At 52.1% G+C, this 21,752-nt stretch carries 22 protein-coding genes; 16 read left to right on the plus strand and 6 right to left on the minus strand.

From position 1 onward, the window contains the following. Nucleotides 1–28: 28 nt before the first annotated feature. Together yghB and metC are read right to left on the minus strand one after the other, a co-directional pair. A complete protein-coding gene (gene yghB / locus WHR59_RS03565) occupies nucleotides 29–688 on the minus strand; it encodes a DedA family general envelope maintenance protein YghB (protein ID WP_043017623.1) in 660 nt (219 codons plus the stop codon). 131 nt (nucleotides 689–819) lie between these two features. Further along, nucleotides 820–2,007: a cystathionine beta-lyase gene (gene metC / locus WHR59_RS03570; RefSeq protein ID WP_075146362.1), complete on the minus strand. Its 1,188-nt coding sequence runs from the start codon at nucleotides 2,005–2,007 to the stop codon at nucleotides 820–822. Nucleotides 2,008–2,257: 250 nt separating this feature from the next. Here metC and exbB point away from each other — a divergent pair, with 250 nt between their 5' ends. Both exbB and exbD read left to right on the plus strand, forming a co-directional pair. Further along, on the plus strand, nucleotides 2,258–2,992 hold the full coding sequence (gene exbB / locus WHR59_RS03575; protein WP_043017622.1) for a tol-pal system-associated acyl-CoA thioesterase: 735 nt from the start codon (nucleotides 2,258–2,260) through the stop codon (nucleotides 2,990–2,992). Nucleotides 2,993–2,998: 6 nt separating this feature from the next. Further along, nucleotides 2,999–3,424, plus strand: a complete 426-nt coding sequence (gene exbD / locus WHR59_RS03580; RefSeq protein WP_016154501.1) for a TonB system transport protein ExbD — start codon at nucleotides 2,999–3,001, stop codon at nucleotides 3,422–3,424. Nucleotides 3,425–3,494: 70 nt separating this feature from the next. Here exbD and WHR59_RS03585 read toward each other — a convergent pair whose 3' ends face one another. Beyond that, nucleotides 3,495–3,902, minus strand: coding sequence for a hypothetical protein (locus tag WHR59_RS03585; RefSeq protein WP_043017621.1), 408 nt, complete (start codon nucleotides 3,900–3,902; stop codon nucleotides 3,495–3,497). A gap of 1 nt (nucleotide 3,903) precedes the next feature. Further along, a complete protein-coding gene (locus WHR59_RS03590; protein WP_213733238.1) occupies nucleotides 3,904–4,308 on the minus strand; it encodes a hypothetical protein in 405 nt (134 codons plus the stop codon). Between the two features lie 104 nt (nucleotides 4,309–4,412). Between WHR59_RS03590 and WHR59_RS03595 the strand changes: the two genes are divergently transcribed. Beyond that, a complete protein-coding gene (locus WHR59_RS03595) occupies nucleotides 4,413–4,916 on the plus strand; it encodes an ESA_00282 family adhesion-associated protein (protein WP_043017619.1) in 504 nt (167 codons plus the stop codon). A gap of 68 nt (nucleotides 4,917–4,984) precedes the next feature. Here the strand turns inward: WHR59_RS03595 and WHR59_RS03600 are convergent, their stop codons facing one another. Further along, nucleotides 4,985–6,025, minus strand: a complete 1,041-nt coding sequence (locus tag WHR59_RS03600) for an aldo/keto reductase (RefSeq protein ID WP_338843581.1) — start codon at nucleotides 6,023–6,025, stop codon at nucleotides 4,985–4,987. 155 nt (nucleotides 6,026–6,180) lie between these two features. Here WHR59_RS03600 and yghX point away from each other — a divergent pair, with 155 nt between their 5' ends. The 11 genes from yghX to hybG all read left to right on the plus strand — a co-directional run bounded on the left by yghX (nucleotide 6,181) and on the right by hybG (nucleotide 16,047). Continuing rightward, complete coding sequence (gene yghX / locus WHR59_RS03605) at nucleotides 6,181–7,068, plus strand: YghX family hydrolase (protein WP_043017617.1); 888 nt, start codon at nucleotides 6,181–6,183, stop codon at nucleotides 7,066–7,068. Between the two features lie 215 nt (nucleotides 7,069–7,283). After that, entirely contained in the window at nucleotides 7,284–8,924 is a 1,641-nt protein-coding gene (locus WHR59_RS03610; RefSeq protein ID WP_043017616.1) for a methyl-accepting chemotaxis protein, read from the plus strand. Between the two features lie 84 nt (nucleotides 8,925–9,008). After that, nucleotides 9,009–9,296: a DUF2623 family protein gene (locus WHR59_RS03615; RefSeq protein WP_003024490.1), complete on the plus strand. Its 288-nt coding sequence runs from the start codon at nucleotides 9,009–9,011 to the stop codon at nucleotides 9,294–9,296. A 188-nt stretch (nucleotides 9,297–9,484) separates the two neighbouring features. Then, the gene (gene hybO, locus WHR59_RS03620) at nucleotides 9,485–10,603 is read left to right on the plus strand and encodes a hydrogenase 2 small subunit (protein WP_043017615.1); all 1,119 of its coding nucleotides are present in this window, start codon (nucleotides 9,485–9,487) and stop codon (nucleotides 10,601–10,603) included. Between the two features lie 2 nt (nucleotides 10,604–10,605). After that, nucleotides 10,606–11,592 (plus strand): hydrogenase 2 operon protein HybA, encoded by a 987-nt coding sequence (hybA, locus tag WHR59_RS03625; RefSeq protein ID WP_003828357.1) that lies wholly within the window; start codon nucleotides 10,606–10,608, stop codon nucleotides 11,590–11,592. Then, entirely contained in the window at nucleotides 11,582–12,760 is a 1,179-nt protein-coding gene (gene hybB, locus WHR59_RS03630) for a Ni/Fe-hydrogenase cytochrome b subunit (RefSeq protein WP_003828354.1), read from the plus strand. Before hybA ends, hybB begins: the two co-directional genes overlap by 11 nt. Then, nucleotides 12,757–14,460 carry a hydrogenase 2 large subunit gene (hybC, locus tag WHR59_RS03635; RefSeq protein WP_003828353.1) on the plus strand — a complete coding sequence of 568 codons (1,704 nt, stop codon included), beginning with the start codon at nucleotides 12,757–12,759 and terminating at the stop codon, nucleotides 14,458–14,460. Before hybB ends, hybC begins: the two co-directional genes overlap by 4 nt. Further along, entirely contained in the window at nucleotides 14,460–14,954 is a 495-nt protein-coding gene (locus WHR59_RS03640; protein ID WP_047408632.1) for a HyaD/HybD family hydrogenase maturation endopeptidase, read from the plus strand. Before hybC ends, WHR59_RS03640 begins: the two co-directional genes overlap by 1 nt. Further along, nucleotides 14,947–15,435 carry a hydrogenase-2 assembly chaperone gene (gene hybE / locus WHR59_RS03645; RefSeq protein ID WP_043017613.1) on the plus strand — a complete coding sequence of 163 codons (489 nt, stop codon included), beginning with the start codon at nucleotides 14,947–14,949 and terminating at the stop codon, nucleotides 15,433–15,435. The genes WHR59_RS03640 and hybE overlap by 8 nt, the downstream gene beginning before the upstream one ends. Further along, nucleotides 15,428–15,769: a hydrogenase maturation nickel metallochaperone HypA gene (gene hypA, locus WHR59_RS03650; protein WP_016157467.1), complete on the plus strand. Its 342-nt coding sequence runs from the start codon at nucleotides 15,428–15,430 to the stop codon at nucleotides 15,767–15,769. Before hybE ends, hypA begins: the two co-directional genes overlap by 8 nt. Before the next feature lie 29 nt (nucleotides 15,770–15,798). Then, complete coding sequence (gene hybG, locus WHR59_RS03655; protein WP_003024459.1) at nucleotides 15,799–16,047, plus strand: hydrogenase maturation factor HybG; 249 nt, start codon at nucleotides 15,799–15,801, stop codon at nucleotides 16,045–16,047. Nucleotides 16,048–16,135: 88 nt separating this feature from the next. Here hybG and yghU read toward each other — a convergent pair whose 3' ends face one another. Continuing rightward, nucleotides 16,136–17,002, minus strand: a complete 867-nt coding sequence (gene yghU, locus WHR59_RS03660) for a glutathione-dependent disulfide-bond oxidoreductase (RefSeq protein ID WP_080626097.1) — start codon at nucleotides 17,000–17,002, stop codon at nucleotides 16,136–16,138. Nucleotides 17,003–17,220: 218 nt separating this feature from the next. Here yghU and WHR59_RS03665 point away from each other — a divergent pair, with 218 nt between their 5' ends. Then, nucleotides 17,221–19,509 (plus strand): FdhF/YdeP family oxidoreductase, encoded by a 2,289-nt coding sequence (locus WHR59_RS03665; protein WP_181634311.1) that lies wholly within the window; start codon nucleotides 17,221–17,223, stop codon nucleotides 19,507–19,509. A 153-nt stretch (nucleotides 19,510–19,662) separates the two neighbouring features. Continuing rightward, nucleotides 19,663–21,525 (plus strand): bifunctional glutathionylspermidine amidase/synthase, encoded by a 1,863-nt coding sequence (gss, locus tag WHR59_RS03670; protein ID WP_075146363.1) that lies wholly within the window; start codon nucleotides 19,663–19,665, stop codon nucleotides 21,523–21,525. Nucleotides 21,526–21,752: the final 227 nt, after the last annotated feature.

The raw sequence follows: 21,752 nt of genomic DNA on the forward strand, positions 1-21,752 counted from the left end.
CCGGAGATTATCCGGCCTCGGATGCGGCTCAGGCGCTACAATATTTTTTTTTAATTACCACGAACAGCGTTCCCAACAGACCTGCGGTTAACAGGGCAACCGGCAGGATCATTAAAAAGGTCATCACCTGATCTTCATGACGTTTGACGAACGGGATCATGCTCAGTGCATAGCCAAAGCTGGTGACGACGGTCACCCACAGCAGACCGCTCAGCCAGTTAAAAAACTGGAACCGACGGTTTGGAAGGCCAGAAATTCCCGCCATTGTTGGCAGCAAGGTGCGAACAAACGCCAGGAAGCGTCCTGCCAGCAGCGCCATCAGTCCGTGTTGGTCAAACATGCAGGTGGCGCGCTGATGGTATTTTTCAGGCAATTGCGCCAGCCAGCCTTTTACCGTCCGCGTGTTGCCCAGCCAGCGTCCCTGAATGTAGCTTAGCCAGCAGCCCAGACTGGCGGCGGCAGTCAGAATAGCTATGGTAGGTAAAAAACTCATCACGTCCTGAGCGATCAGCGCCCCTGCCAGCAATAACAGGCTGTCTCCGGGTAAAAAGGAGGCGGGTAGCAGACCATTTTCTAAAAACAGTGTGGCGAACATGACGAAGTAAACCACGCTCACAACGTGCGGATCCGCCAGCGCGGCAAAATCGTGTTGCCAGAGCGCGGAGACAATATCTTGAATGACTACCATGGACTTTCCTGTGGAACAGCGTTTATGTGTGGATTGTACTCCTGAATTGTCCGGGATGCCTTGATCCCGGACGCAACAATTGCAGACTTTTCCACCAGAAGTGTCTGCATATATGTCCATCTGTGGCAATTTTACTCGATTCGGGCAAATCCTGCGGCCAAATCGGCAATCAGATCGTCAACATTCTCTAAACCAATATGCAAACGGATGAGCGTTCCGCTGAAGTCCACCTCACCTTGCGGACGGATAGCGGCAATGTGTTCCGGCTGGTTAGCGAGGATCAGCGACTCAAAACCACCCCAGGAGTAGGCCATGCTGAACAGGCTGAAGTGATCCAAATACGCGGCAAGCTCCTCATGATTGAGTTTCTTATTCAATACAAAGGAGAACAGGCCGCTGCAGCCGGTGAAATCACGCTTCCAGAATTCGTGACCTTTACTGCCGGGAAGCGCCGGGTGATTTACGCGGGCGACCTGCGGATGGCTGGCCAGCCACTCGGCGACCTTTACGCTGCTTTCATGGTGCTGACGCAGGCGAACGCTCAGCGTACGCAGTCCACGGCTGGTCATATAGGCGGTATCGGCGTCCAGCATTTGCCCCATCAGATAGGCATTTTCGCGCAGTTGATCCCAGCAGCGGGCATTAGATACCGCCGTGCCGACCATGCCGTCGGAATGACCAATCAGATATTTGGTACCTGCCTGAATAGAAATATCGATACCAAAATCCAGCGCTTTGAACAGCACCCCGGCAGCCCAGGTGTTATCAATCATGATGATAGCATCCGGCGCGACGCGTCTGACGGCGGCAACAATAGCTGGAACATCATGCACTTCCATAGTGACAGAGCCGGGAGATTCCAGAAATACGACTTTCGTGTTCGGCTGAATGTGCTTCACTATACCGGCGCCAACCAGCGGATCGAACCAGCCGGTGGACACGCCGAGCTTGCCGAGAATTTTGGTGCAGAAATCCTGGCTGGGTTCATAGGCGGTGTTGGTCATTAGCACATGATCCCCTTGCTCCACAAAGGCGAGGATGGTGTTGGCAACGGCCGCTGCGCCGCAGGGGAACAAGGCGCAACCTGCACCGCCTTCCAGTTCGCACATCGCTTCCTGCAGGGAGAAATGCGTCAGGGTTCCGCGACGGCCATAGAAAAGCCCACCGTTAGCCCGGTTATGCGTAGCCTGCTTTTTGGCCTCGACGGTGTCAAACACCAGCGAAGAAGCGCGCTGGATCACGCTATTTACCGAGCCCAGCGTGTACTTTTTACTGCGTCCTGCGTGGACGAGTTTGGTTTCAAGTTGTTTATCTGCCATGTTGTCTGACCTGTTTTTATACGTCTGGATGTCTAAACTACCATGAATCTAAGGTGACGCATCCTGCGGAACGGTCATACAGTAGAAAATAATCTCAAAATGCTTCTGGTGACTTTTTTACTGCGTAAGCGCAAGGAAAAGAAACCAAAGGTGCGGCAATATGTAAATAGTAATGAGAACGACTATCAATTCGACGTCTTTTTGATATCATTACGCTCAGATTTTGTGATTTGCGTCCTGGAGATACAGAGTGGGTAATAATTTGATGCAGACGGATCTTTCCGTCTGGGGTATGTATCAGCACGCCGATATCGTGGTTAAGTGCGTGATGATTGGGCTGATTTTGGCGTCAGTGGTCACCTGGGCTATCTTCTTTAGTAAGAGCCTTGAGTTCTTTACTCAGAAACGCCGCCTTAAGCGTGAGCAGCAACTGCTGGCGGAAGCCCGCTCTTTAGATAGGGCAAGTGAGATTGCCGCAGGATTCGATGGCAAAAGCCTGGGCGCACAGTTGGTTTATGAAGCGCAGAACGAACTGGAACTGTCAGAAGGCAGCGACGACAACGAAGGTATCAAAGAGCGTACCGGCTTCCGTCTGGAGCGTCGTGTGGCGGCGGTAGGCCGTCATATGGGTCGCGGTAACGGATACCTGGCCACTATCGGGGCTATCTCTCCATTCGTGGGTCTGTTTGGTACCGTATGGGGTATCATGAATAGCTTCATCGGGATCGCACAAACCCAAACGACCAACCTGGCCGTTGTTGCGCCGGGTATCGCAGAAGCGCTATTAGCGACCGCGATCGGTCTGGTCGCGGCAATTCCTGCGGTCGTTATCTACAACATTTTCGCACGTCAGATTGGCAGCTATAAAGCGATGCTGGGCGATGTCGCGGCACAGGTGCTGTTGCTGCAAAGTCGCGATCTGGACCTGAATGCTAGCGCTTCTGCGCATCCAGTACGTGCTGCGCAGAAATTACGTGTAGGATGATGTTCCATGGCAATGAGCTTTAATGAAAACCTGGACGATAACGGTGAAATGCATGAAATCAACGTGACGCCGTTTATCGACGTTATGTTGGTTTTATTGATCATCTTTATGGTAGCCGCGCCGTTGGCAACGGTGGATGTGAAAGTGAATCTCCCTGCTTCCACCAGTACCCCGCAGCCGCGTCCGGAAAAACCGGTTTATCTGTCGGTAAAAGCCGATAAGAGTATGTTTATCGGCAATAATCAGGTGACGGACGACACCATGATTAGCGAATTAAATACGCTGACCGATGGGAAGAAAGACACTACGATTTTCTTCCGTGCGGATAAAACCGTCGATTATGAAACCATGATGAAAGTGATGGATACGCTGCATCAGGCGGGTTTCCTGAAAATTGGTCTGGTCGGTGAAGAGACCGTAAAAGCGAAGTAATCCTCGTTGCCGGGTAATGGTTGTCGCCTTACCCGGCCTGCAGCTCCTGTTCCAGCTCCTCCGCACGCCCTTATCTGTTCTCATCCAGTGCGACAGTCGTTATCCTGGTGGGTTCGTAGTTCCCCTCAGACAGTTTACGCGTCAGGCGTAAGGTGGCCGTTTCTCGCTTGAGTATATGCTGGTAAGTACTCTCCAGTCGGGCCATGATTTTGTCCCGCAGTTCTGGTTGCTGCTCCATAATGGCTTCAATCGCGGCGCCGTAGATCTCTTCCTTAGCCTGTAGTGCATAAATTTCACGGCGATTTTGCCATTTCATACGCACCAGTGCGGCAGGTATAGAAACTATTTCCTGGGCCACGCTTTCCAGCGTCGCGTTTTTATTGGCAATCAGCACGGCTAAATTTTGCTTTAAGACAAACTCATCGCTTTTATGGTCATCTAAAGCCAAATAAACATTATTATCCTCAACATCTTTCATTTTATTTATCTTCCAGAGAATAAAAAATAGGATCGCTGGTTTCGCGGGTAATTAAATTAAGCCAAATTTTATTGCCCTGCTCATTAACGGTGGCTGTTTTTGTGGACAAAATTTTACTTAATTCTTGAGCGTTGATGTCACCTTCCGCTTGTAGTGAATTGAGCAGGCGAGTGAATGACTCAATTTTTGCGGCACGAAACAGGCGCTCTTTTAAATGGCGGTCGCACTCTTCAAATAACATATTGCGTGCCTGGCCGGTAGCGGCAGAGCTAATCAAAATATCGGGTTCGTAATCACTTAATGTTCTCTTCCCCTGAGTCAAATTTTCACTATTATCTGCGGGGCTGGTATTGGATGAGGAGCAGGATAAGTGAAAACGCGAGGGAACAAGATGCTCGGGAAGCATGTTGAAATATCCTTTGATGCCAATGAGATGTTGTTTTAATTAAACCAGGCCGCGTTGACAATAGCATGGCGTAATTTTAAAATCAAAAAAAATGGAGCCAGTATATGAACAGTATATTTTATTCTGTTATTACCCTGCTATTGCTTACCTGCGGGGTACTTTTGTTGATGCGCAGTGCAAATAAAAACCGAGAAACAGAAAATGGGTACTCTGAAAATCAGCCGGAAATGCTGAGTAAAGAAGAGGGGGAGGATCATTTTTCGCTACTGATGAATTCGATTACCCCGGTATGGTATTGGCGCGTTAATCACGAATATATCGATTTTATCCATTCGACGATCAAACGGATGACAATGGTAGAGTTGAATGAGACGCCAGGGCTATTTGATGCACAGCGGCGTTGTAGCGATCTCAACTCTGCGGTGTATAAATATTACGATAATATTAAAAAGCGCTGTCTGAGCGGTGAGAAAGTCCCGCATGCCGATCTGGACGTGCTCAACTTACGCCAGTGTTTCAGGGAGTTCAGCCTGGAGGCTTATCCTGCGCTTGTCGCGCTGGTGTGGCCGGAATTTCAACGTCCAGAGATTAAAGCGGAAGAGATGTGAGGGACTTGCTGGCCCGTATTACGTGCCGGGGAGGCTAACGCCGCTACCCGGCACGAAGTGGCATACGGTTACTTGTCAGATGAGGCCTGCCACAGGTTCAGCTTTCCGTCCGCAACGTGCTTATCGATCTGCGTCAATTCTTCGGTACTGAACGTCAGGTTAGCCAACGCCTGAACGTTCTCCTCCAGTTGCTCCGGTCGGCTGGCGCCAATTAATACCGAAGTCACCCGGTTATCTTTTAGCAGCCAGCTTAAGGCCATTTGCGCCATCGACTGTCCGCGCTGTTGCGCCATCTCATTGAGCAAACGCAGGCTGGTAAGGTTTTCTTCCGTCAGCATGTTTTCCGTCAGCCCTCGAACTTTTTTCCCTTCACGCTGCATGCGGGAACCTTCCGGAATGCCGTTGAGGTATTTCCCCGTCAGCAGCCCCTGGGCCAGCGGCGTAAATGCGATACAGCCCATACCGTTGGATTCCAGCGTATCCAGCAGACCACTACTGTCTACCCAACGGTTAAGCAAGTTGTAGGAAGGCTGGTGGATTAGCAGCGGAATTTTCCATTCCCGCATCAGCTCGGCCATTTTCTGCGTACGGTCCGGGGAATAGGATGAGATGCCGACATACAGCGCTTTGCCGCTTTGCACCGCATGGGCCAGAGCCGAGGCGGTCTCTTCCATTGGCGTATTTTCGTCAACGCGGTGCGAATAAAAGATATCGACATAGTCGAGGCCCATGCGTTTCAGGCTTTGGTCGAGGCTGGCGAGCAGGTATTTCCGCGAACCGCCAGAACCGTATGGCCCTGGCCACATGTCATAGCCTGCCTTGGTAGAAATGATCAGTTCATCACGATAGTGTGCAAAATCCTCGCGCAGTAAGCGGCCAAAATTTTCTTCTGCGCTGCCCGGAGGCGGCCCATAGTTATTGGCTAAATCAAAATGCGTGATGCCTAAATCAAATGCTTTACGCAGCAGGGTGCGCTGGGAATCCAGCGCCTGAACATGCCCAAAACTGTGCCACAAACCTAGCGACAGCGCGGGTAAGCGTAAACCGCTGCGCCCACAGTAGCGATAGAGCATCTGCTCGTAACGTTCAGGATTGGCAAACCAGGCCATGAGATCTCCTTAGTGCAGGTGAATTTCGAAACAACGTTTCTATTCTAGCGGGTTCACGGCGAATATCCCGTTCACCAGGTCACACTGGGATGAAAAACTGGGCAAAAACAGACCACTGTGCTTTGCTTAAAAAAACATCAGCCAGGAGTCCTGCCATGTCGCGTCTAACTGCCAAAGACTTTCCGCAAGAACTGCTCGACTACTATGACTATTACGCTCATGGAAAAATAACGAAACGTGAATTTCTCAATCTTGCGGCGAAATATGCAGTCGGAGGTATGACGGCGCTGGCGTTATTCAACGTGTTGAAACCCAATTATGCTCTCGCAACGCAGGTGGAGTTCACCGATCCTGATATCCTGGCGGAATATATTACCTATCCATCACCCGAAGGGCATGGCGATGTGCGGGGATACCTGGTTAAACCCGCTAATGCGACGGGGAAAGTTCCGGCGGTTGTGGTGGTGCATGAGAATCGCGGGCTGAATCCGTATATTGAGGATGTGGCGCGACGGGTGGCGAAAGCGGGGTATATTGCACTCGCGCCTGATGGATTAAGTTCGGTGGGGGGATATCCTGGCAATGATGATAAAGGCCGGGAGTTACAGCAGCAGGTTGACCCGGTAAAGCTGATGAATGATTTTTTTGCCGCCATTGAATATATGCAGCGTTTTGCCGGCGCGACGGGAAAAGTGGGGATCACTGGTTTTTGCTATGGCGGTGGTGTGTCGAACGCCGCAGCCGTCGCTTTCCCTGAACTGGCCTGCGCGGTGCCTTTCTATGGTCGACAGGTTCCTGCGGCTGATGTCCCCAAAATAAACGCGCCTTTATTACTACACTATGCGCAACTAGATACCCGAATTAATGAGGGATGGCCTGCTTATGAAGCGGCACTGAAGGCTAATAAGAAAGTCTATGAGGCATATATTTATCCCGGCGTTAATCATGGTTTTCATAATGATTCGACACCGCGTTATGATAAAGCAGCTGCTGATTTAGCCTGGGAGCGTACTCTTGCATGGTTTAACAAATATTTACGATAGAAAACAAAGGATTGTTTAGTGCTTCAGGTTAATCATCTGAATAATAATGCTAGCTAATTTCATTAGCATTCATGTTGATATAGTGTAAATAGATATTGAATGTACTTAAGAAAGTAAAAAAATAAAGAACGCATTATATCTTCTCTGTTGCCTGCCGATAACAAGGATAAGTATCGCCTGATGGCGAATTCCTCATCAACGGCAAGGAAATTATTATGCGTTTGCTGAAAAACTTCACTATTCGTATTGTCATGTTGGCAATACTGGGACTTTTTTGCCTGCTCTGGTCGGGCGTGGGTTTATTCAGTCTTCATTCTTTATCAAAAATATCTGAAGGCAATGATATTGACCGTCATCTCGTCCATCAGATGACGGTGCTCAGCCAGGGGAACGATCAGTACTTTCGTTTCGTCACGCGCTTGAGTCGCGCCATGGATGTCAAAATGAGCGGCGGAACGCCTGATTTTGCGCCAGCGCAGCAGTCCCTGGAGAACATGAGCAAAAAACTCCAGGAGATGAAAACGTTGTCTCCAGGACCAATGGATCCGGAAGTGGCCGCGGCGGTACTGACGAAGTGGCAGGCGCTGCTGGACAACGGCGTGATCCCGCAAATGCAACTGGCGCAGCAGGGCACGCTTACGGCCTTTGCGGAACATGCCAGCACCGTTACGCCAGCGCTGAGCCGGGAGTTTGGCGCCAGTGCAGAACGCTTTAACACCACGGCAGGCGAGCGGCTTGATACCACGCGCGTCATGGTTGATGGTAAAACGTCTATCATCCGGACGCTAATCATTACCGCCGTGATCCTCGGTATTGCTCTCCTGTTTTTCACTGACCGTTACCTCGTCGCCATGATGGTGAAGCCGTTGGGACGTATCCGCCAGCAGTTCCAGCAGATTGCACAGGGCGACCTCAGCCATCCAATTGAAGATTTTGGTCGTAACTGCGTGGGCCAACTGGTGCCGTTACTGTGCGCGATGCAGGACAGCCTGCGCGAAGCCGTCAGTACCATCCGTTCAGGTAGTGACAACATCTGGCGAGGTGCTACGGAAATTTCCACTGGCAACAACGATCTCTCCTCGCGTACTGAAGAACAGGCCGCTGCGCTGGAAGAGACCGCTGCCAGCATGGAGCAACTGACCGCCACGGTAAAACTGAACGCTGAAAACGCGCGTGAAGCCAGCCAGCTTGCCGACACGGCGACAGAAACGGCAGGTAAAGGGAGCACCCTGGTATCAGAAGTGGTTGAGACGATGGATGGCATTGCCGCCAGCTCTAAACAGATCGCGGAAATTACCTCTGTTATTAATAGCATCGCTTTCCAGACCAACATTCTGGCGCTGAACGCGGCAGTTGAAGCCGCCAGAGCAGGCGAACAGGGACGTGGTTTTGCCGTCGTTGCCGGTGAAGTGCGTAACCTTGCCAGCCGCAGCGCCGGGGCGGCGAAAGAGATTGAGACGCTGATTGGCGAGTCGTCGCGTCGCGTCGATCAGGGCGCTCGTTTGGTTAAAGAGACGGGATTAACCATGGAGGCGATTCTGCGCGGCGCCACCGAAGTGACCGTCATCATGAAACAAATTGCCTCTGCCTCGGAAGAGCAGAACAAAGGCATCTCGCAGGTGAGCGTAGCGATCACCCAAATGGACAGCGTAACGCAACAGAACGCGGCGCTGGTAGAGCAGGTTTCCGCCGCGGCTGTAGCGCTGGAACGACAAACGGAAGAACTGCAACGTTCGGTGCAACAGTTCCGCCTCTCAGCGAATGATGTGCAGTACGCCGCCGCTAATACCGCTTCCCCTTCAGCAGACAGCAAAACGTCTGCGGCAGCTAAAACGGATGAATGGGTGTCCTTTTAAGCTGACATAAAAAGTTCGTGATACCTCTGGTCTTTGCTTAAAAAATCGCTATATAATTTATTATATAGCGATTGGAGGTTATGCATGGACAATCATTTTGGAAAAGGCCTGATGGCCGGATTAAACGCGTCAAGCGCGGATAGCGCGCGCTCGGTAGCCAACTTTTGTGCTGATTATAAACGCGGCTTTGTACTGGGATTTTCTCATCGAATGTTTGAAAAAACGGGCGATCGACAGCTCAGCGCCTGGGAGGCGGGGATCCTCACGCGCCGCTATGGGCTGGATAAAGAGATGGTTATGGATTTCTTTAAAGAGAACCAGTCCAGTACAACAATTCGTTTTTTCATGGCTGGCTATCGTCTCGAAGCTTGATCCGAAAGGGGTATTATCTTGCTTTAATTAATTACACTATTGACCTACGCCTTCGTTTTGTTGCTCCGCCGAAGTATTATAATGCACATAACCATATAAAAAGTGTGGTAATGGCGCGCCGATCGCAATATGCAACATGCGAATGGTGCAAAATAAAAGCCAGGTCTTCGCAACGGAATAACTATAAAATGACTGGAGATAACTCTCTCATCAATTCGAACGGCATTAATCGCCGTGATTTCATGAAGCTTTGTGCAGCACTGGCCGCTACCATGGGGCTCAGTAGCAAAGCCGCCGCAGAAATGGCCGAATCAGTTTCTCGTCCTCAGCGCCCACCGGTTATCTGGATTGGGGCTCAGGAGTGTACGGGTTGTACTGAATCGCTACTTCGCGCGACACACCCTACAGTGGAAAACCTCGTTCTGGAGACCATCTCTCTGGAATACCATGAGGTGCTCTCCGCCGCCTTCGGCCATCAGGTTGAAGAGAATAAACATAACGCTCTGGAGAAGTACAAAGGGCAATATGTTTTGGTTGTAGATGGTTCTATCCCACTGAAAGACAATGGTATTTACTGCATGGTTGCCGGTGAGCCGATCGTGGATCACATTCGTCGGGCCGCAGAAGGCGCAGCCGCTATCATTGCTATCGGCTCTTGCGCCGCATGGGGTGGTGTTGCTGCTGCTGGCGTTAACCCAACGGGTGCCGTCGGCTTGCAGGAAGTTCTGCCAGGCAAAACCATCATCAACATCCCCGGCTGTCCGCCGAACCCGCACAACTTCCTCGCCACGGTCGCGCATATCATCACCTACGGTAAGCCGCCGAAACTGGATACCAAAAACCGTCCGACATTCGCCTATGGCCGTTTGATTCACGAACACTGCGAGCGTCGCCCGCACTTTGACGCAGGCCGTTTTGCGAAAGAGTTTGGCGATGAAGGTCACCGTGAAGGTTGGTGCCTCTACCATCTCGGCTGTAAAGGACCAGAAACCTACGGCAACTGCTCAACGCTGCAATTCTGCGATGTTGGAGGCGTATGGCCGGTGGCTATCGGTCACCCTTGCTATGGCTGTAACGAAGAAGGTATCGGTTTCCATAAAGGTATTCACCAGCTTGCTCATGTGGAAAACCAAACGCCGCGTTCCGAAAAACCTGACGTCAATATGAAAGAAGGCGGCAATGTTTCTGCCGGAGCGATTGGGCTGCTTGGTGGCGTAGTAGGACTGGTTGCCGGCGTCAGCGTGATGGCGGTTCGTGAACTGGGTCGTCAGCAGAAGAAAGATAACGCTGACTCACGGGGAGAATAACCGTGAACAGACGTAACTTTATTAAAGCAGCCTCCAGCGGGGCATTGCTGTTGGGCGCTGCGCCGTCCATCAGCCATGCGGCTGCAGAAAACCGTCCGCCGATCCCTGGTTCTTTAGGGATGCTCTATGACTCAACGCTGTGTGTAGGCTGCCAGGCTTGTGTCACCAAGTGTCAGGATATCAACTTCCCGGCGCGTAATCCGGAAGGCGAGCAGACCTGGTCAAACAACGACAAACTGTCGCCGTATACCAATAACATCATTCAGGTGTGGCGTAGCGGAACAGGCGTTAACAAAGACCAGGAAGAAAATGGCTACGCATACATTAAGAAACAGTGCATGCACTGTGTCGATCCGAACTGCGTCTCCGTTTGCCCAGTCTCTGCGCTGAAGAAAGATCCAAAAACCGGCATCGTCCACTATGACAAAGATGTCTGCACAGGCTGTCGTTACTGCATGGTCGCCTGCCCATACAACGTTCCTAAGTACGACTACAACAACCCGTTTGGTGCGCTTCACAAGTGTGAACTGTGTAACCAGAAAGGGGTTGAGCGTCTGGACAAAGGCGGTTTACCGGGTTGTGTTGAAGTATGCCCTGCCGGTGCGGTGATTTTTGGTACGCGTGAAGAGCTGATGGCTGAGGCGAAAAAACGTCTCGCCCTGAAGCCAGGCAGCGAATACCACTATCCGCGTCAGACGGTGAAAGCAGGTGATACCTATCTGCATACGGTACCGAAGTATTACCCCCATTTGTACGGCGAGAAAGAGGGTGGTGGTACTCAGGTAATGGTTCTGACAGGTGTTCCTTACGAGGATTTGGATCTGCCGAAGCTGGATGATCTTTCAACCGGTGCACGTTCCGAACATGTTCAACATTCCCTGTACAAGGGCATGATATTACCCCTGGCTGCGCTGGCGGGATTAACCGTGCTGGTTCGTCGTAATACGAAAAACGACCATCACGATGGAGGAGACGATCATGAGTCATGATCCTAAACCGCTGGGCGGAAAAATAATCAGCAAACCGGTCATTATTTTTGGGCCGCTTATCGTCCTGTGTATGCTCCTGATCGTGAAACGTCTGGTCTTCGGATTGGGCTCAGTCTCCGATCTGAACGGCGGTTTCCCATGGGGTGTATGGATCGCGTTTGACCTGTTGATTGGTACCGGCTTCGCGTGCGGCGGTTGGGCGCTGGCATGGGCGGTGTATGTTTTCAACAGAGGACAATACCATCCGCTGGTACGTCCGGCGCTGCTGGCGAGCTTGTTTGGCTACTCGCTGGGTGGTCTGTCGATCACCATTGACGTTGGTCGTTACTGGAACCTGCCGTATTTCTACATTCCGGGCCACTTCAACGTGAACTCGGTACTGTTCGAAACGGCGGTCTGTATGACCATCTATATCGGCATCATGGCGCTGGAATTTGCTCCGGCTCTGTTTGAACGTCTGGGATGGAAAGTTTCTCTCAAGCGTTTGAATAAAGTGATGTTCTTTATTATTGCCCTCGGCGCGCTGCTGCCAACCATGCACCAGTCTTCAATGGGTTCATTGATGATTTCTGCGGGTTATAAGGTGCATCCGCTCTGGCAAGCTTATGAAATGTTGCCGCTTTTCTCCGTATTAACCGCTTTTATTATGGGCTTCTCGATCGTCATCTTTGAAGGCTCGTTGGTACAAGCCGGTCTGAAAGGTAACGGTCCGGACGAGAAAAGTTTGTTCATCAAGCTGACGAATACCATCAGCGTGCTGCTGGCGATTTTCGTGGTACTGCGCTTTGGCGAACTGATCTATCGCGACAAGCTGTCCTATGCGTTCTCAGGCGATCTTTACTCCCTGATGTTCTGGCTTGAAGTCGTGCTGATGGTCTTCCCGCTGGTGGTGCTGCGCGTCACTAAGTTGCGTAATGACTCGCGCATGCTGTATCTGTCTGCGCTGAGCGCATTGCTGGGTTGTGCAACATGGCGTCTGTCCTATTCGCTGGTGGCGTTCAATCCTGGTGGTGGCTACCACTACTTCCCGACCTGGGAAGAACTGTTGATTTCTATTGGTTTTGTGGCTATTGAGATTTGTGCATACATCGTACTCATTCGTCTACTGCCGATACTTCCTCCTTTAAAACAAAACGATCAAAATCGTCATGAGGCGAGCAAAGCATGAGCCAGAGAATTACTATTGATCCGGTAACCCGTATTGAGGGTCATTTACGCATCGACTGCGAAATCGAAAATGGCGTGGTATCTAAAGCATGGGCTTCCGGTACCATGTGGCGCGGCATGGAAGAGATCGTGAAAAACCGCGATCCGCGCGATGCCTGGATGATTGTGCAGCGTATCTGTGGCGTTTGTACGACCACTCACGCTATCTCTTCCGTTCGTGCAGCAGAAAGCGCGCTGAATATTGATGTTCCGGTAAACGCACAGTATATCCGTAACATCATTCTCGCTGCGCACACCACGCATGACCACATTGTTCACTTCTATCAGCTGTCTGCGCTGGACTGGGTGGATATCACCTCTGCCCTGAAAGCTGACCCTGCGAAAGCGTCTGCCATGCTGAACGGCGTGTCCTCCTGGCACCTGAACAGCGCAGAAGAGTTCACCAAGGTTCAGAACAAGATCAAAGATCTTGTCGCCAGCGGTCAGTTAGGCATTTTTGCCAACGGTTGCTGGGGTCATCCGGCAATGCAGCTGCCGCCGGAAGTAAACCTGATTGCGGTCGCTCACTACCTGCAGGCGCTGGAATGCCAGCGAGATGCCAACCGCGTTGTGGCGCTGTTGGGCGGTAAAACGCCGCACATCCAGAACCTGGCGGTAGGGGGGGTTGCTAACCCAATTAACCTCGACGGCCTCGGCGTGCTGAACCTTGAGCGCCTGATGTACATCAAGTCCTTCATCGATAAGCTGAGCGACTTCGTTGAGCAGGTTTACAAGGTAGATACCGCGGTTATTGCGGCGTTCTATCCTGAGTGGCTGGAACGTGGTCAGGGTGCGGTTAACTATCTGAGTGCGCCGGAATTCCCGACTGACGGTAAAAACGGCAGCTTCCTGTTCCCTGGCGGCTATATCACCGATGCCGATCTGTCGACCTATCGTCCGATCACCTCTCATTCCGATGAATACCTGATCAAAGGGATTCAGGAAAGCGCGAAACACGCGTGGTACAAAGACGAAGCGCCGCAGGCTCCGTGGGAAGGCACAACGGTTCCTGATTACACCGGTTGGTCAGATGACGGCAAATATTCCTGGGTTAAAGCGCCGACCTTCTACGGTAAAACGGTTGAAGTGGGGCCGCTGGCCAACATGCTGTGTAAACTGGCGGCTAAACGCGAGTCTACCCATGCCAAGCTGAATGAAATCATCGCGATTTACACCAAGCTGACCGGTAAAACTATCGAAGTATCACAGCTGCACTCTACGCTGGGCCGTATTATTGGCCGTACCGTTCACTGCTGTGAACTGCAGAACGTTCTGCAGGATCAGTACAACGCGCTGATTGTGAACATCGGTAAAGGCGACCACACCACCTTCGTGAAACCGGATATTCCGGCAACGGGCGAATTTAAGGGGGTCGGTTTCCTCGAAGCACCGCGCGGTATGCTGTCTCACTGGATGGTGATTAAAGACGGCATTATCAGCAACTACCAGGCGGTTGTTCCGTCAACCTGGAACTCTGGCCCACGTAACTTTAATGATGAAGTGGGACCGTATGAGCGCTCGCTGGTAGGTACGCCGATTGCCGATCCAAACAAACCGCTGGAAGTGGTTCGTACCATTCACTCCTTCGACCCTTGTATGTCATGTGCGGTGCATGTGGTGGACGTTGACGGGAACGAAGTGGTCTCAGTTAAGGTTCTGTAATGCGGATATTAGTCTTAGGGGTCGGCAATATTTTGCTGACCGACGAAGCCATCGGGGTGCGTATCGTTGAGGCATTAGAGCAGCGGTATATCCTGCCAGACTTTGTTGATGTTCTGGACGGTGGTACGGCTGGGATGGAGCTTCTCGGCGATATGGCGAACAGAGATCATCTGATCATTGCTGACGCCATTGTGTCGAAGAAAAGCACGCCAGGAACGATGATGGTCCTGCGGGATGAAGAGATCCCGGCGCTGTTTACCAACAAAATCTCACCGCACCAGCTTGGCCTGGCCGACGTATTGTCGGCCCTGCGTTTTACCGGCGAGTTTCCGAAAAAGCTGACGTTAGTCGGCGTTATTCCGGAATCGCTGGAACCGCATATCGGGCTAACGCCAACGGTTGAAGCGATGATCGAACCTGCTCTTGAGCAGGTTCTTGCCGCGCTTCGCGAATCAGGCGTTGAAGCGATCCCTCGGGAGGCGACTCATGTCTGAGGAGTTTGTCGGTTTTCAGACGGCCCCGAAGATGCAGATTCAGGCAGCGTTTGAAGAGGTTGCCCGGCGTTCAATGCACGATCTCTCTTTCTTGCATCCGAACATGCCGGTATATGTCTCTGATTTTACGCTGTTTGAAGGACAGTGGACGGGGTGTGTTATCACGCCCTGGATGCTGAGCGCACTGATTTTCCCCGGACCGGACCAGATCTGGCCGGTGCGTAAAGTCAGCGAAAAAGTCGGGTTGCGTCTGCCGTATGGCGAGATGACCTTTACCGTGGGTGAACTGGACGGCGTATCGCAATATTTCTCCTGCTCACTGATGTCGCCGCTTTCGCACAGTATGTCGGCGCAAGAAGGCGTCCGTCTGACTGACGATTGCGCGCGCATGCTGTTATCGCTGCCGGTGAGCGATCCGAATGCGCCGCAGCTAAATCGCCGCGCGCTGCTGCTGGGTCGTCGGAACTGCGAAAATGCATGAGCTGTCCCTTTGTCAGAGCGCGGTTGAGATTGTTCAACAGCAGGCAGAGCAGCACGGTGTCAAACGTGTAACCGGCGTTTGGCTGGAAATCGGGGCGCTCTCCTGCGTTGAAGAGAGCGCCGTTCGGTTTAGTTTCGACATCGTCTGTCAGGGAACGCTGGCCCAGGGGTGTGAACTGCATATTGATTACAAACCAGCCCAGGCGTGGTGCTGGGATTGCAGTCAGGTTGTGGAAATCACCCAGCATGACGCGCAGTGTCCACAATGTCAGGGCGATCGTCTGCGGGTTGATGCTGGCGATTCACTGAAAGTGAAAAGTATTGAAGTCGAATAACCCATAGTTGCTATGGGGCGGAGTCAGATATGTGTATTGGAGTCCCTGGTCAGGTTCTGGCCGTTGGTGAAGATATTCACCAGCTTGCGCAGGTTGAAGTGTGCGGCATCAAACGTGATGTCAATATTGCCCTGATTTGTGAAGGTGATACGGCTGAGCTTGTCGGGCAATGGGTGCTGGTGCACGTAGGGTTCGCCATGAGCATCATTGATGAAGATGAAGCTAAAGCCACGTTAGACGCACTTCGCCGCATGGAGTACGACGTCACCAGCGCGTGATTTTATGCCGGATGGCGCAGCGCTTATCAGGCCCGCGCCTTATATGTAGGCCGGATAAGGCGTTAGCGCCGCCATCCGGCATCTTACGTTAAGCCTGGCGCTTATCTTCGGTATTGGTATCGAAGTCGCTGGCGTCATGGCGTTCATGAAGCTGCTCGTTCAGCGGTCCATTAGTGCGGTTTACAATACGACCACGCTTAACCGCCGGGCGCGCTGCAATCTCTTTTGCCCAGCGCTGCACGTGCTTGTAACTTCCTGCGTCGAGGAACTCTGCCGCGTCGTACACGTTGCCCAGCACCACATTGCCAAACCACGGCCAGACCGCCATATCGGCAATGGTGTATTCATCTCCGGCCACAAACTGATGCTGTGCTAGCTGCTTATCCAGCACGTCGAGTAAGCGCTTGGCTTCCATCGTGAAGCGGTTGATCGCGTACTCGATTTTTACCGGCGCATAGTTATAGAAGTGGCCAAAACCACCGCCGAGGAACGGCGCCGCGCCTTGTAGCCAGAACAGCCAGTTCAGCGTTTCGGTACGTTTTGCCAAATCTTGCGGCAGGAAATAACCATATTTTTCCGCCAGATAGAGCAGAATTGCGCCAGATTCGAATACGCGAACCGGTGGGTTTTGCGAGTGGTCGCGCAGCGCCGGGATCTTCGAGTTCGGATTCACTTCAACAAAGCCGCTGGAAAACTGATCGCCATCGCCGATGCGGATAATCCAGGCATCGTATTCTGCGCCTTTCACGCCCTGCGCCAGCAGCTCCTCCAGCATAATCGTCACTTTCTGCCCGTTTGGCGTACCCAGCGAATAGAGCTGCAGCGGATGCTTGCCAATCGGCAGCGTTTTTTCGTGGGTGGCACCGGAAACAGGACGGTTGATATTGGCGAAAGCGCCGCCGTTCGATTTTTCCCACGTCCAGACTTTCGCGGGCTGATAGGTATTGTCTGACATATTGACCTGCCTTCTGAGTGGTTGTGTTGATGCAGTGTAGCAGTTAGGTAGAACTCAATTTAACAGATTGGGACTTTATGTCGCTTTGTGCTGAAAGGGGAAGATAAATCTAACCCGTTCATTGTACCCGGTCCGTACTCCATGAAGAGGAAATCAATGTTGGACGGAAATTGCTACCGTATTCACCATCAAAAATTGGCGGTGAATAAGCAGTAATAATGAAAAATGGTGTTCCAGGAGTAAGCGGTTATCAGGGCCCGGCGGGTGGGTGGGGCGCGGTAAAAGCCGTCACTGCTTCGGTGTTTTCGCAAAAGGCTGTCGCCCGTGACATTATCGCGATGTTCAAAATGAACCAGGTGAAAGGGTTCGATTGTCCGGGCTGTGCGTGGCCGGACCCAGGGCACCGTGCGCCAATGGAGTTGTGCGAAAATGGCGTTAAGGCGGTCTCCTGGGAGACAACCAGCAAGAAAGCGTCACCGGAATTTTTCAGCCGTCATCCGGTTTCTACACTCTGGCACTACAGCGATTATGAACTGGAAAATATCGGTCGTTTGACGCATCCAATGAAATACGATGCCTCAACAGACACCTGGCAGGCGGTGGATTGGGATATCGCCTTCCAGGAGATCGGCGAGCGTCTGCGCAGCTATGATTCAGCACAACAGGTTGAGTTTTACACCTCCGGCAGAACATCAAATGAAGCGGCGTTCTTGTATCAGCTGTTTGCCCGCGAATATGGCAGCAGCAACTTCCCTGATTGCTCAAACATGTGCCACGGACCGACCAGCGCAGGGCTAACTCCTGCCATTGGCCTTGGGAAAGGGACCGTTGAACTGGAGGATTTTGACCACTGCGATTTGGTGATTTGTATCGGGCATAACCCCGGCACTAACCATCCACGCATGCTGACCACCTTACGCGACGTTGCCAGGCGTGGCGCTAAAATTATCTCCATCAATCCCCTGGCCGAGCGAGGACTTGAGCGCTTTAGCTTCCCGCAAAGTCCGAAAGAGATGTTCACCGGTCAGGCAACGGAGCTAAGCAACGACTACTACCAGGTAAAAATGGGCGGTGACGCTTCGCTGCTCAAAGGCATCATGAAAGCGCTGATCGAAATGGACGAAGCGCGGATCTTACTGGATCAGCAGCCGACGCTCGATCATGCGTTTATCGAAGAGCATACCGCGGGATATGCAGCGCTGTATGACGACTTACGTCAGCATAACTGGGCGGAGCTGGAGCAGGACTCGGGTCTGACGCGTAGCCAGATGGAAGACCTGGCGCACAGCTACAGTAAATCCAGTGCCACTATCGTTTGTTATGGACTGGGCATCACCCAGCATAAAAACGGCACTGAGAACGTCCAGCAACTGGTAAACCTGCTGCTGCTGAAAGGCAATATGGGTAAGCCGGGCGCGGGGATCTGCCCGTTGCGCGGTCACTCTAACGTGCAGGGCGATCGTTCCGTGGGGATCAACGAAGCGGCGTCCGAAGATTTCCTGCAACGCCTTGAGACGCATTTTTCTATCCGCGTTCCGCGCAAACATGGCCGCTCCAGCGTGGAAAGTATTCGCGCCATCGAGCGGGGAGACGCAAAAGCGCTTATCTGCATGGGCGGCAATTTGGCGGTGGCGATGCCGCAGCCGCAGCGTACCTTTGCGGCGATGAAACATCTGGATCTGCAGGTCCATGTGGCGACCAAGCTGAACAGATCGCATTTGCTGCTGGCCAAACATAACTACCTGCTGCCTGCATTAGGGCGAACGGAGCGCGATATGCAGGCGACGGGGATTCAGTCAGTCACCGTCGAAGATTCGATGTCGATGGTCCACGCTTCCTGCGGCGCGCTGAAACCGGCTTCCCGCTGGTTAAAATCGGAGCCCGCGATTGTGGCAGGCATGGCGCGCGCCACGCTGCCGCTTTCGCCGGTAAACTGGGAAGCGTTAACCGGAGATTACACGTTGATCCGTGACGCCATTGAAGCCGTGATCCCCGCATTCCACAACTACAACGCACGTATTGCCGAGCCGGGAGGATTTCGAATGGATACGCCCGCTTCGCGCCGTGAATGGCGAACGGCGAATGGTAAAGCCAACTTTATCGTCAGCTATCAGCGGGCGGTTGAGCGGGAAAATCAGCCTGCCGATGCATTGGTTCTGGCGACGCTGCGTAGTCACGATCAGTACAACACCACTATTTATGGTATGAACGACCGCTATCGTGGCATTGCCGGTCGTCGGGATGTGGTGTTTTTAAGCGCCGAAGAGGCGGCGAGCCGTGGCCTGGACCAGGGCGATGTGGTCAATATTCAGGCGCTGGACGACAACGGCCAGCCCTGCGCGGATCGCATCATGTACGGCTTAACAGTAGTGATTTACAACATGGCGGCGGGCTCAATAGGCGCTTATCTGCCTGAAGCGAATGTCCTGCTTTCGCTGGAAGCGGTAGACACACAAAGTTTGACTCCGGCGTATAAAAGCGTACCGGTCACCCTGACAAAAGCGTAGTTCCTGCTGTGAATTTTTCGCCTCTGAGCGCCAGTCGCTGCGTTGAGGTGTATGATGATATCGACCTCTGTCCGGTTAGTGTCGCAGAGCAGGTAATCAGAGCGAAAAATTCACGCCAACCTGCTCAGGCTGTATTGTTTTGAGGTAAGGTGCATGAGCAAAGGAACGACCAGTCAGGATGCCCCATTCGGGACATTATTGGGCTACGCCCCAGGCGGCGTAGCAATCTACTCTTCAGATTACAGCTCCCTCGACCCACGGGACTACGACGATGATGCGGCATTTCGCAGCTATATCGACGATGAATACATGGGCCACAAATGGCAGTGCGTAGAGTTCGCACGCCGTTTTCTCTTCCTTAACTATGGCGTGGTCTTCACCGATGTGGGCATGGCCTGGGAGATCTTCTCCTTACGCTTCCTGCGCGAAGTGGTGAATGACAATATCCTGCCGTTACAGGCATTTCCGAATGGTTCGCCCCGCGCGCCGGTAGCAGGCGCTCTGCTTATCTGGCAAAAAGGCGGTGAATTTAAAGATACCGGGCATGTGGCGGTCGTCACCCAGTTGCTGCAAAACAAAATTCGTATTGCCGAACAGAACGTGCTCCATACGCCGCTTCCTCCCGGACAGCAGTGGACCCGCGAACTGGAGATGGTGGTTGAAAACGGGTGTTACACCCTGCGTGATACCTTTGACGACACCACCATTCTTGGTTGGATGATCCAGACCGATGATACCCGAGACAGTTTGCCGCAGCCGGAGATCGCCAATGACTCGCTGAAAATTGGCGGCGCGCGACTGGAAGATAACGGGCAGTTTGACGGTAAATGGCTGGATGAACAGGATCCGCTGCAAAAAGCCTACGTGCTGGCGAACGGCCACGTTATTAATCAGGATCCGCATCAGTACTTCACTATTACCGAGAGTGCCGAACAAGAACTGATCAAAGCCACCAACGAACTGCATCTGATGTATCTGCACGCGACCGACAAGGTGCTGAAAGACGATAACCTGCTGGCGCTGTTCGACATCCCGAAAATCCTTTGGCCGCGCCTGCGCCTTTCCTGGCAGCGTCGTCGGCATCATATGATTACGGGGCGTATGGATTTCTGTATGGATGAACGCGGACTGAAGGTGTATGAGTACAACGCCGATTCCGCATCGTGCCATACTGAAGCCGGTTTGATCCTCGAAAGATGGGCCGAGCGAGGCTACACAGGGCAGGGACACAACCCGGCAGAAGGATTGATCAACGAACTGGCGGGGGCCTGGAAGCACAGCCGCGCGCGACCTTTTGTCCACATCATGCAGGATAAGGATATCGAGGAAAACTATCACGCGCAGTTTATGCAACAGGCGCTGCGTCAGGCCGGGTTTGACAGCAAAATTCTGCGTGGCCTCGATGAGCTACGTTGGGATGACGCCGGTCAGTTGATTGACGGTGACGGTCGCCTGGTGAACTGCGTCTGGAAAACCTGGGCATGGGAAACCGCGATTGAACAGGTGCGAGAGGTCAGCGAAACGGAGTACGCCGCGGTGCCAATTCGTACCGGGCATACGAATCAGGAAGTGCGTTTAATCGACGTGCTGTTGCGCCCGGAAGTGTTGGTCTTCGAACCTCTGTGGACGGTGATCCCTGGCAATAAAGCGATTCTGCCTATTCTGTGGCAACTGTTCCCACATCACCGCTATCTGCTTGATACGGATTTCACTGTTAATGAAGAGCTGGCGAAAACCGGTTATGCGGTGAAACCTATTGCAGGACGTTGTGGCAGCAACATCGATCTGGTGAGCCATCAGGAAGAACTCCTGGATAAAACCAGCGGTAAGTTTGCCGAGCAGAAGAACATTTATCAGCAGCTTTGGTGTCTGCCAAAGGTTGCCGGGAAATATATTCAGGTTTGTACCTTTACCGTAGGCGGTAACTACGGCGGTACCTGCCTGCGCGGCGACGAGTCGCTGGTAATTAAAAAAGAGAGCGATATCGAGCCGCTGATTGTGGTGAAGGAAGAGTAATCTTTTTGCGTATTCTCAATTAAATTGTAAAAAGCCGGAGTATATCTCCGGCTTTTATTATTTATAGTTAAATTGGCTGTAATTATAAATTAATAATCAATATTGTTTATGCATATGGCTGTAAATATATTTTGCAATTATGTGTTTTAATTTAAAGGTATTTATTTGATGAATGTATTTAAGGTTAATTAATTCCTGTCGCTTGTATTAGATAAATGATTTCTTGA

Source organism: Citrobacter europaeus (assembly GCF_037482245.1).
GTDB classification, from domain to species: Bacteria; Pseudomonadota; Gammaproteobacteria; order Enterobacterales; family Enterobacteriaceae; genus Citrobacter; species Citrobacter europaeus.

Bases quoted from the DNA above. Each gene is read 5' to 3' on its own strand.
- WHR59_RS03585 (WP_043017621.1), bottom strand. From the start codon at position 3,902: ATGAAAGATGTTGAGGATAATAATGTTTATTTGGCTTTAGATGACCAT.
- exbD (WP_016154501.1), top strand. From the start codon at position 2,999: ATGGCAATGAGCTTTAATGAAAACCTGGACGATAACGGTGAAATGCAT.
- hybG (WP_003024459.1), top strand. From the start codon at position 15,799: ATGTGTATTGGAGTCCCTGGTCAGGTTCTGGCCGTTGGTGAAGATATT.
- hybC (WP_003828353.1), top strand. From the start codon at position 12,757: ATGAGCCAGAGAATTACTATTGATCCGGTAACCCGTATTGAGGGTCAT.
- hybO (WP_043017615.1), top strand. From the start codon at position 9,485: ATGACTGGAGATAACTCTCTCATCAATTCGAACGGCATTAATCGCCGT.
- yghU (WP_080626097.1), bottom strand. From the start codon at position 17,002: ATGTCAGACAATACCTATCAGCCCGCGAAAGTCTGGACGTGGGAAAAA.
- hybB (WP_003828354.1), top strand. From the start codon at position 11,582: ATGAGTCATGATCCTAAACCGCTGGGCGGAAAAATAATCAGCAAACCG.
- WHR59_RS03595 (WP_043017619.1), top strand. From the start codon at position 4,413: ATGAACAGTATATTTTATTCTGTTATTACCCTGCTATTGCTTACCTGC.
- WHR59_RS03610 (WP_043017616.1), top strand. From the start codon at position 7,284: ATGCGTTTGCTGAAAAACTTCACTATTCGTATTGTCATGTTGGCAATA.
- yghX (WP_043017617.1), top strand. From the start codon at position 6,181: ATGTCGCGTCTAACTGCCAAAGACTTTCCGCAAGAACTGCTCGACTAC.
- hypA (WP_016157467.1), top strand. From the start codon at position 15,428: ATGCATGAGCTGTCCCTTTGTCAGAGCGCGGTTGAGATTGTTCAACAG.
- yghB (WP_043017623.1), bottom strand. From the start codon at position 688: ATGGTAGTCATTCAAGATATTGTCTCCGCGCTCTGGCAACACGATTTT.
- WHR59_RS03665 (WP_181634311.1), top strand. From the start codon at position 17,221: ATGAAAAATGGTGTTCCAGGAGTAAGCGGTTATCAGGGCCCGGCGGGT.
- WHR59_RS03600 (WP_338843581.1), bottom strand. From the start codon at position 6,025: ATGGCCTGGTTTGCCAATCCTGAACGTTACGAGCAGATGCTCTATCGC.
- WHR59_RS03640 (WP_047408632.1), top strand. From the start codon at position 14,460: ATGCGGATATTAGTCTTAGGGGTCGGCAATATTTTGCTGACCGACGAA.
- WHR59_RS03590 (WP_213733238.1), bottom strand. From the start codon at position 4,308: ATGCTTCCCGAGCATCTTGTTCCCTCGCGTTTTCACTTATCCTGCTCC.
- gss (WP_075146363.1), top strand. From the start codon at position 19,663: ATGAGCAAAGGAACGACCAGTCAGGATGCCCCATTCGGGACATTATTG.
- hybE (WP_043017613.1), top strand. From the start codon at position 14,947: ATGTCTGAGGAGTTTGTCGGTTTTCAGACGGCCCCGAAGATGCAGATT.
- WHR59_RS03615 (WP_003024490.1), top strand. From the start codon at position 9,009: ATGGACAATCATTTTGGAAAAGGCCTGATGGCCGGATTAAACGCGTCA.
- metC (WP_075146362.1), bottom strand. From the start codon at position 2,007: ATGGCAGATAAACAACTTGAAACCAAACTCGTCCACGCAGGACGCAGT.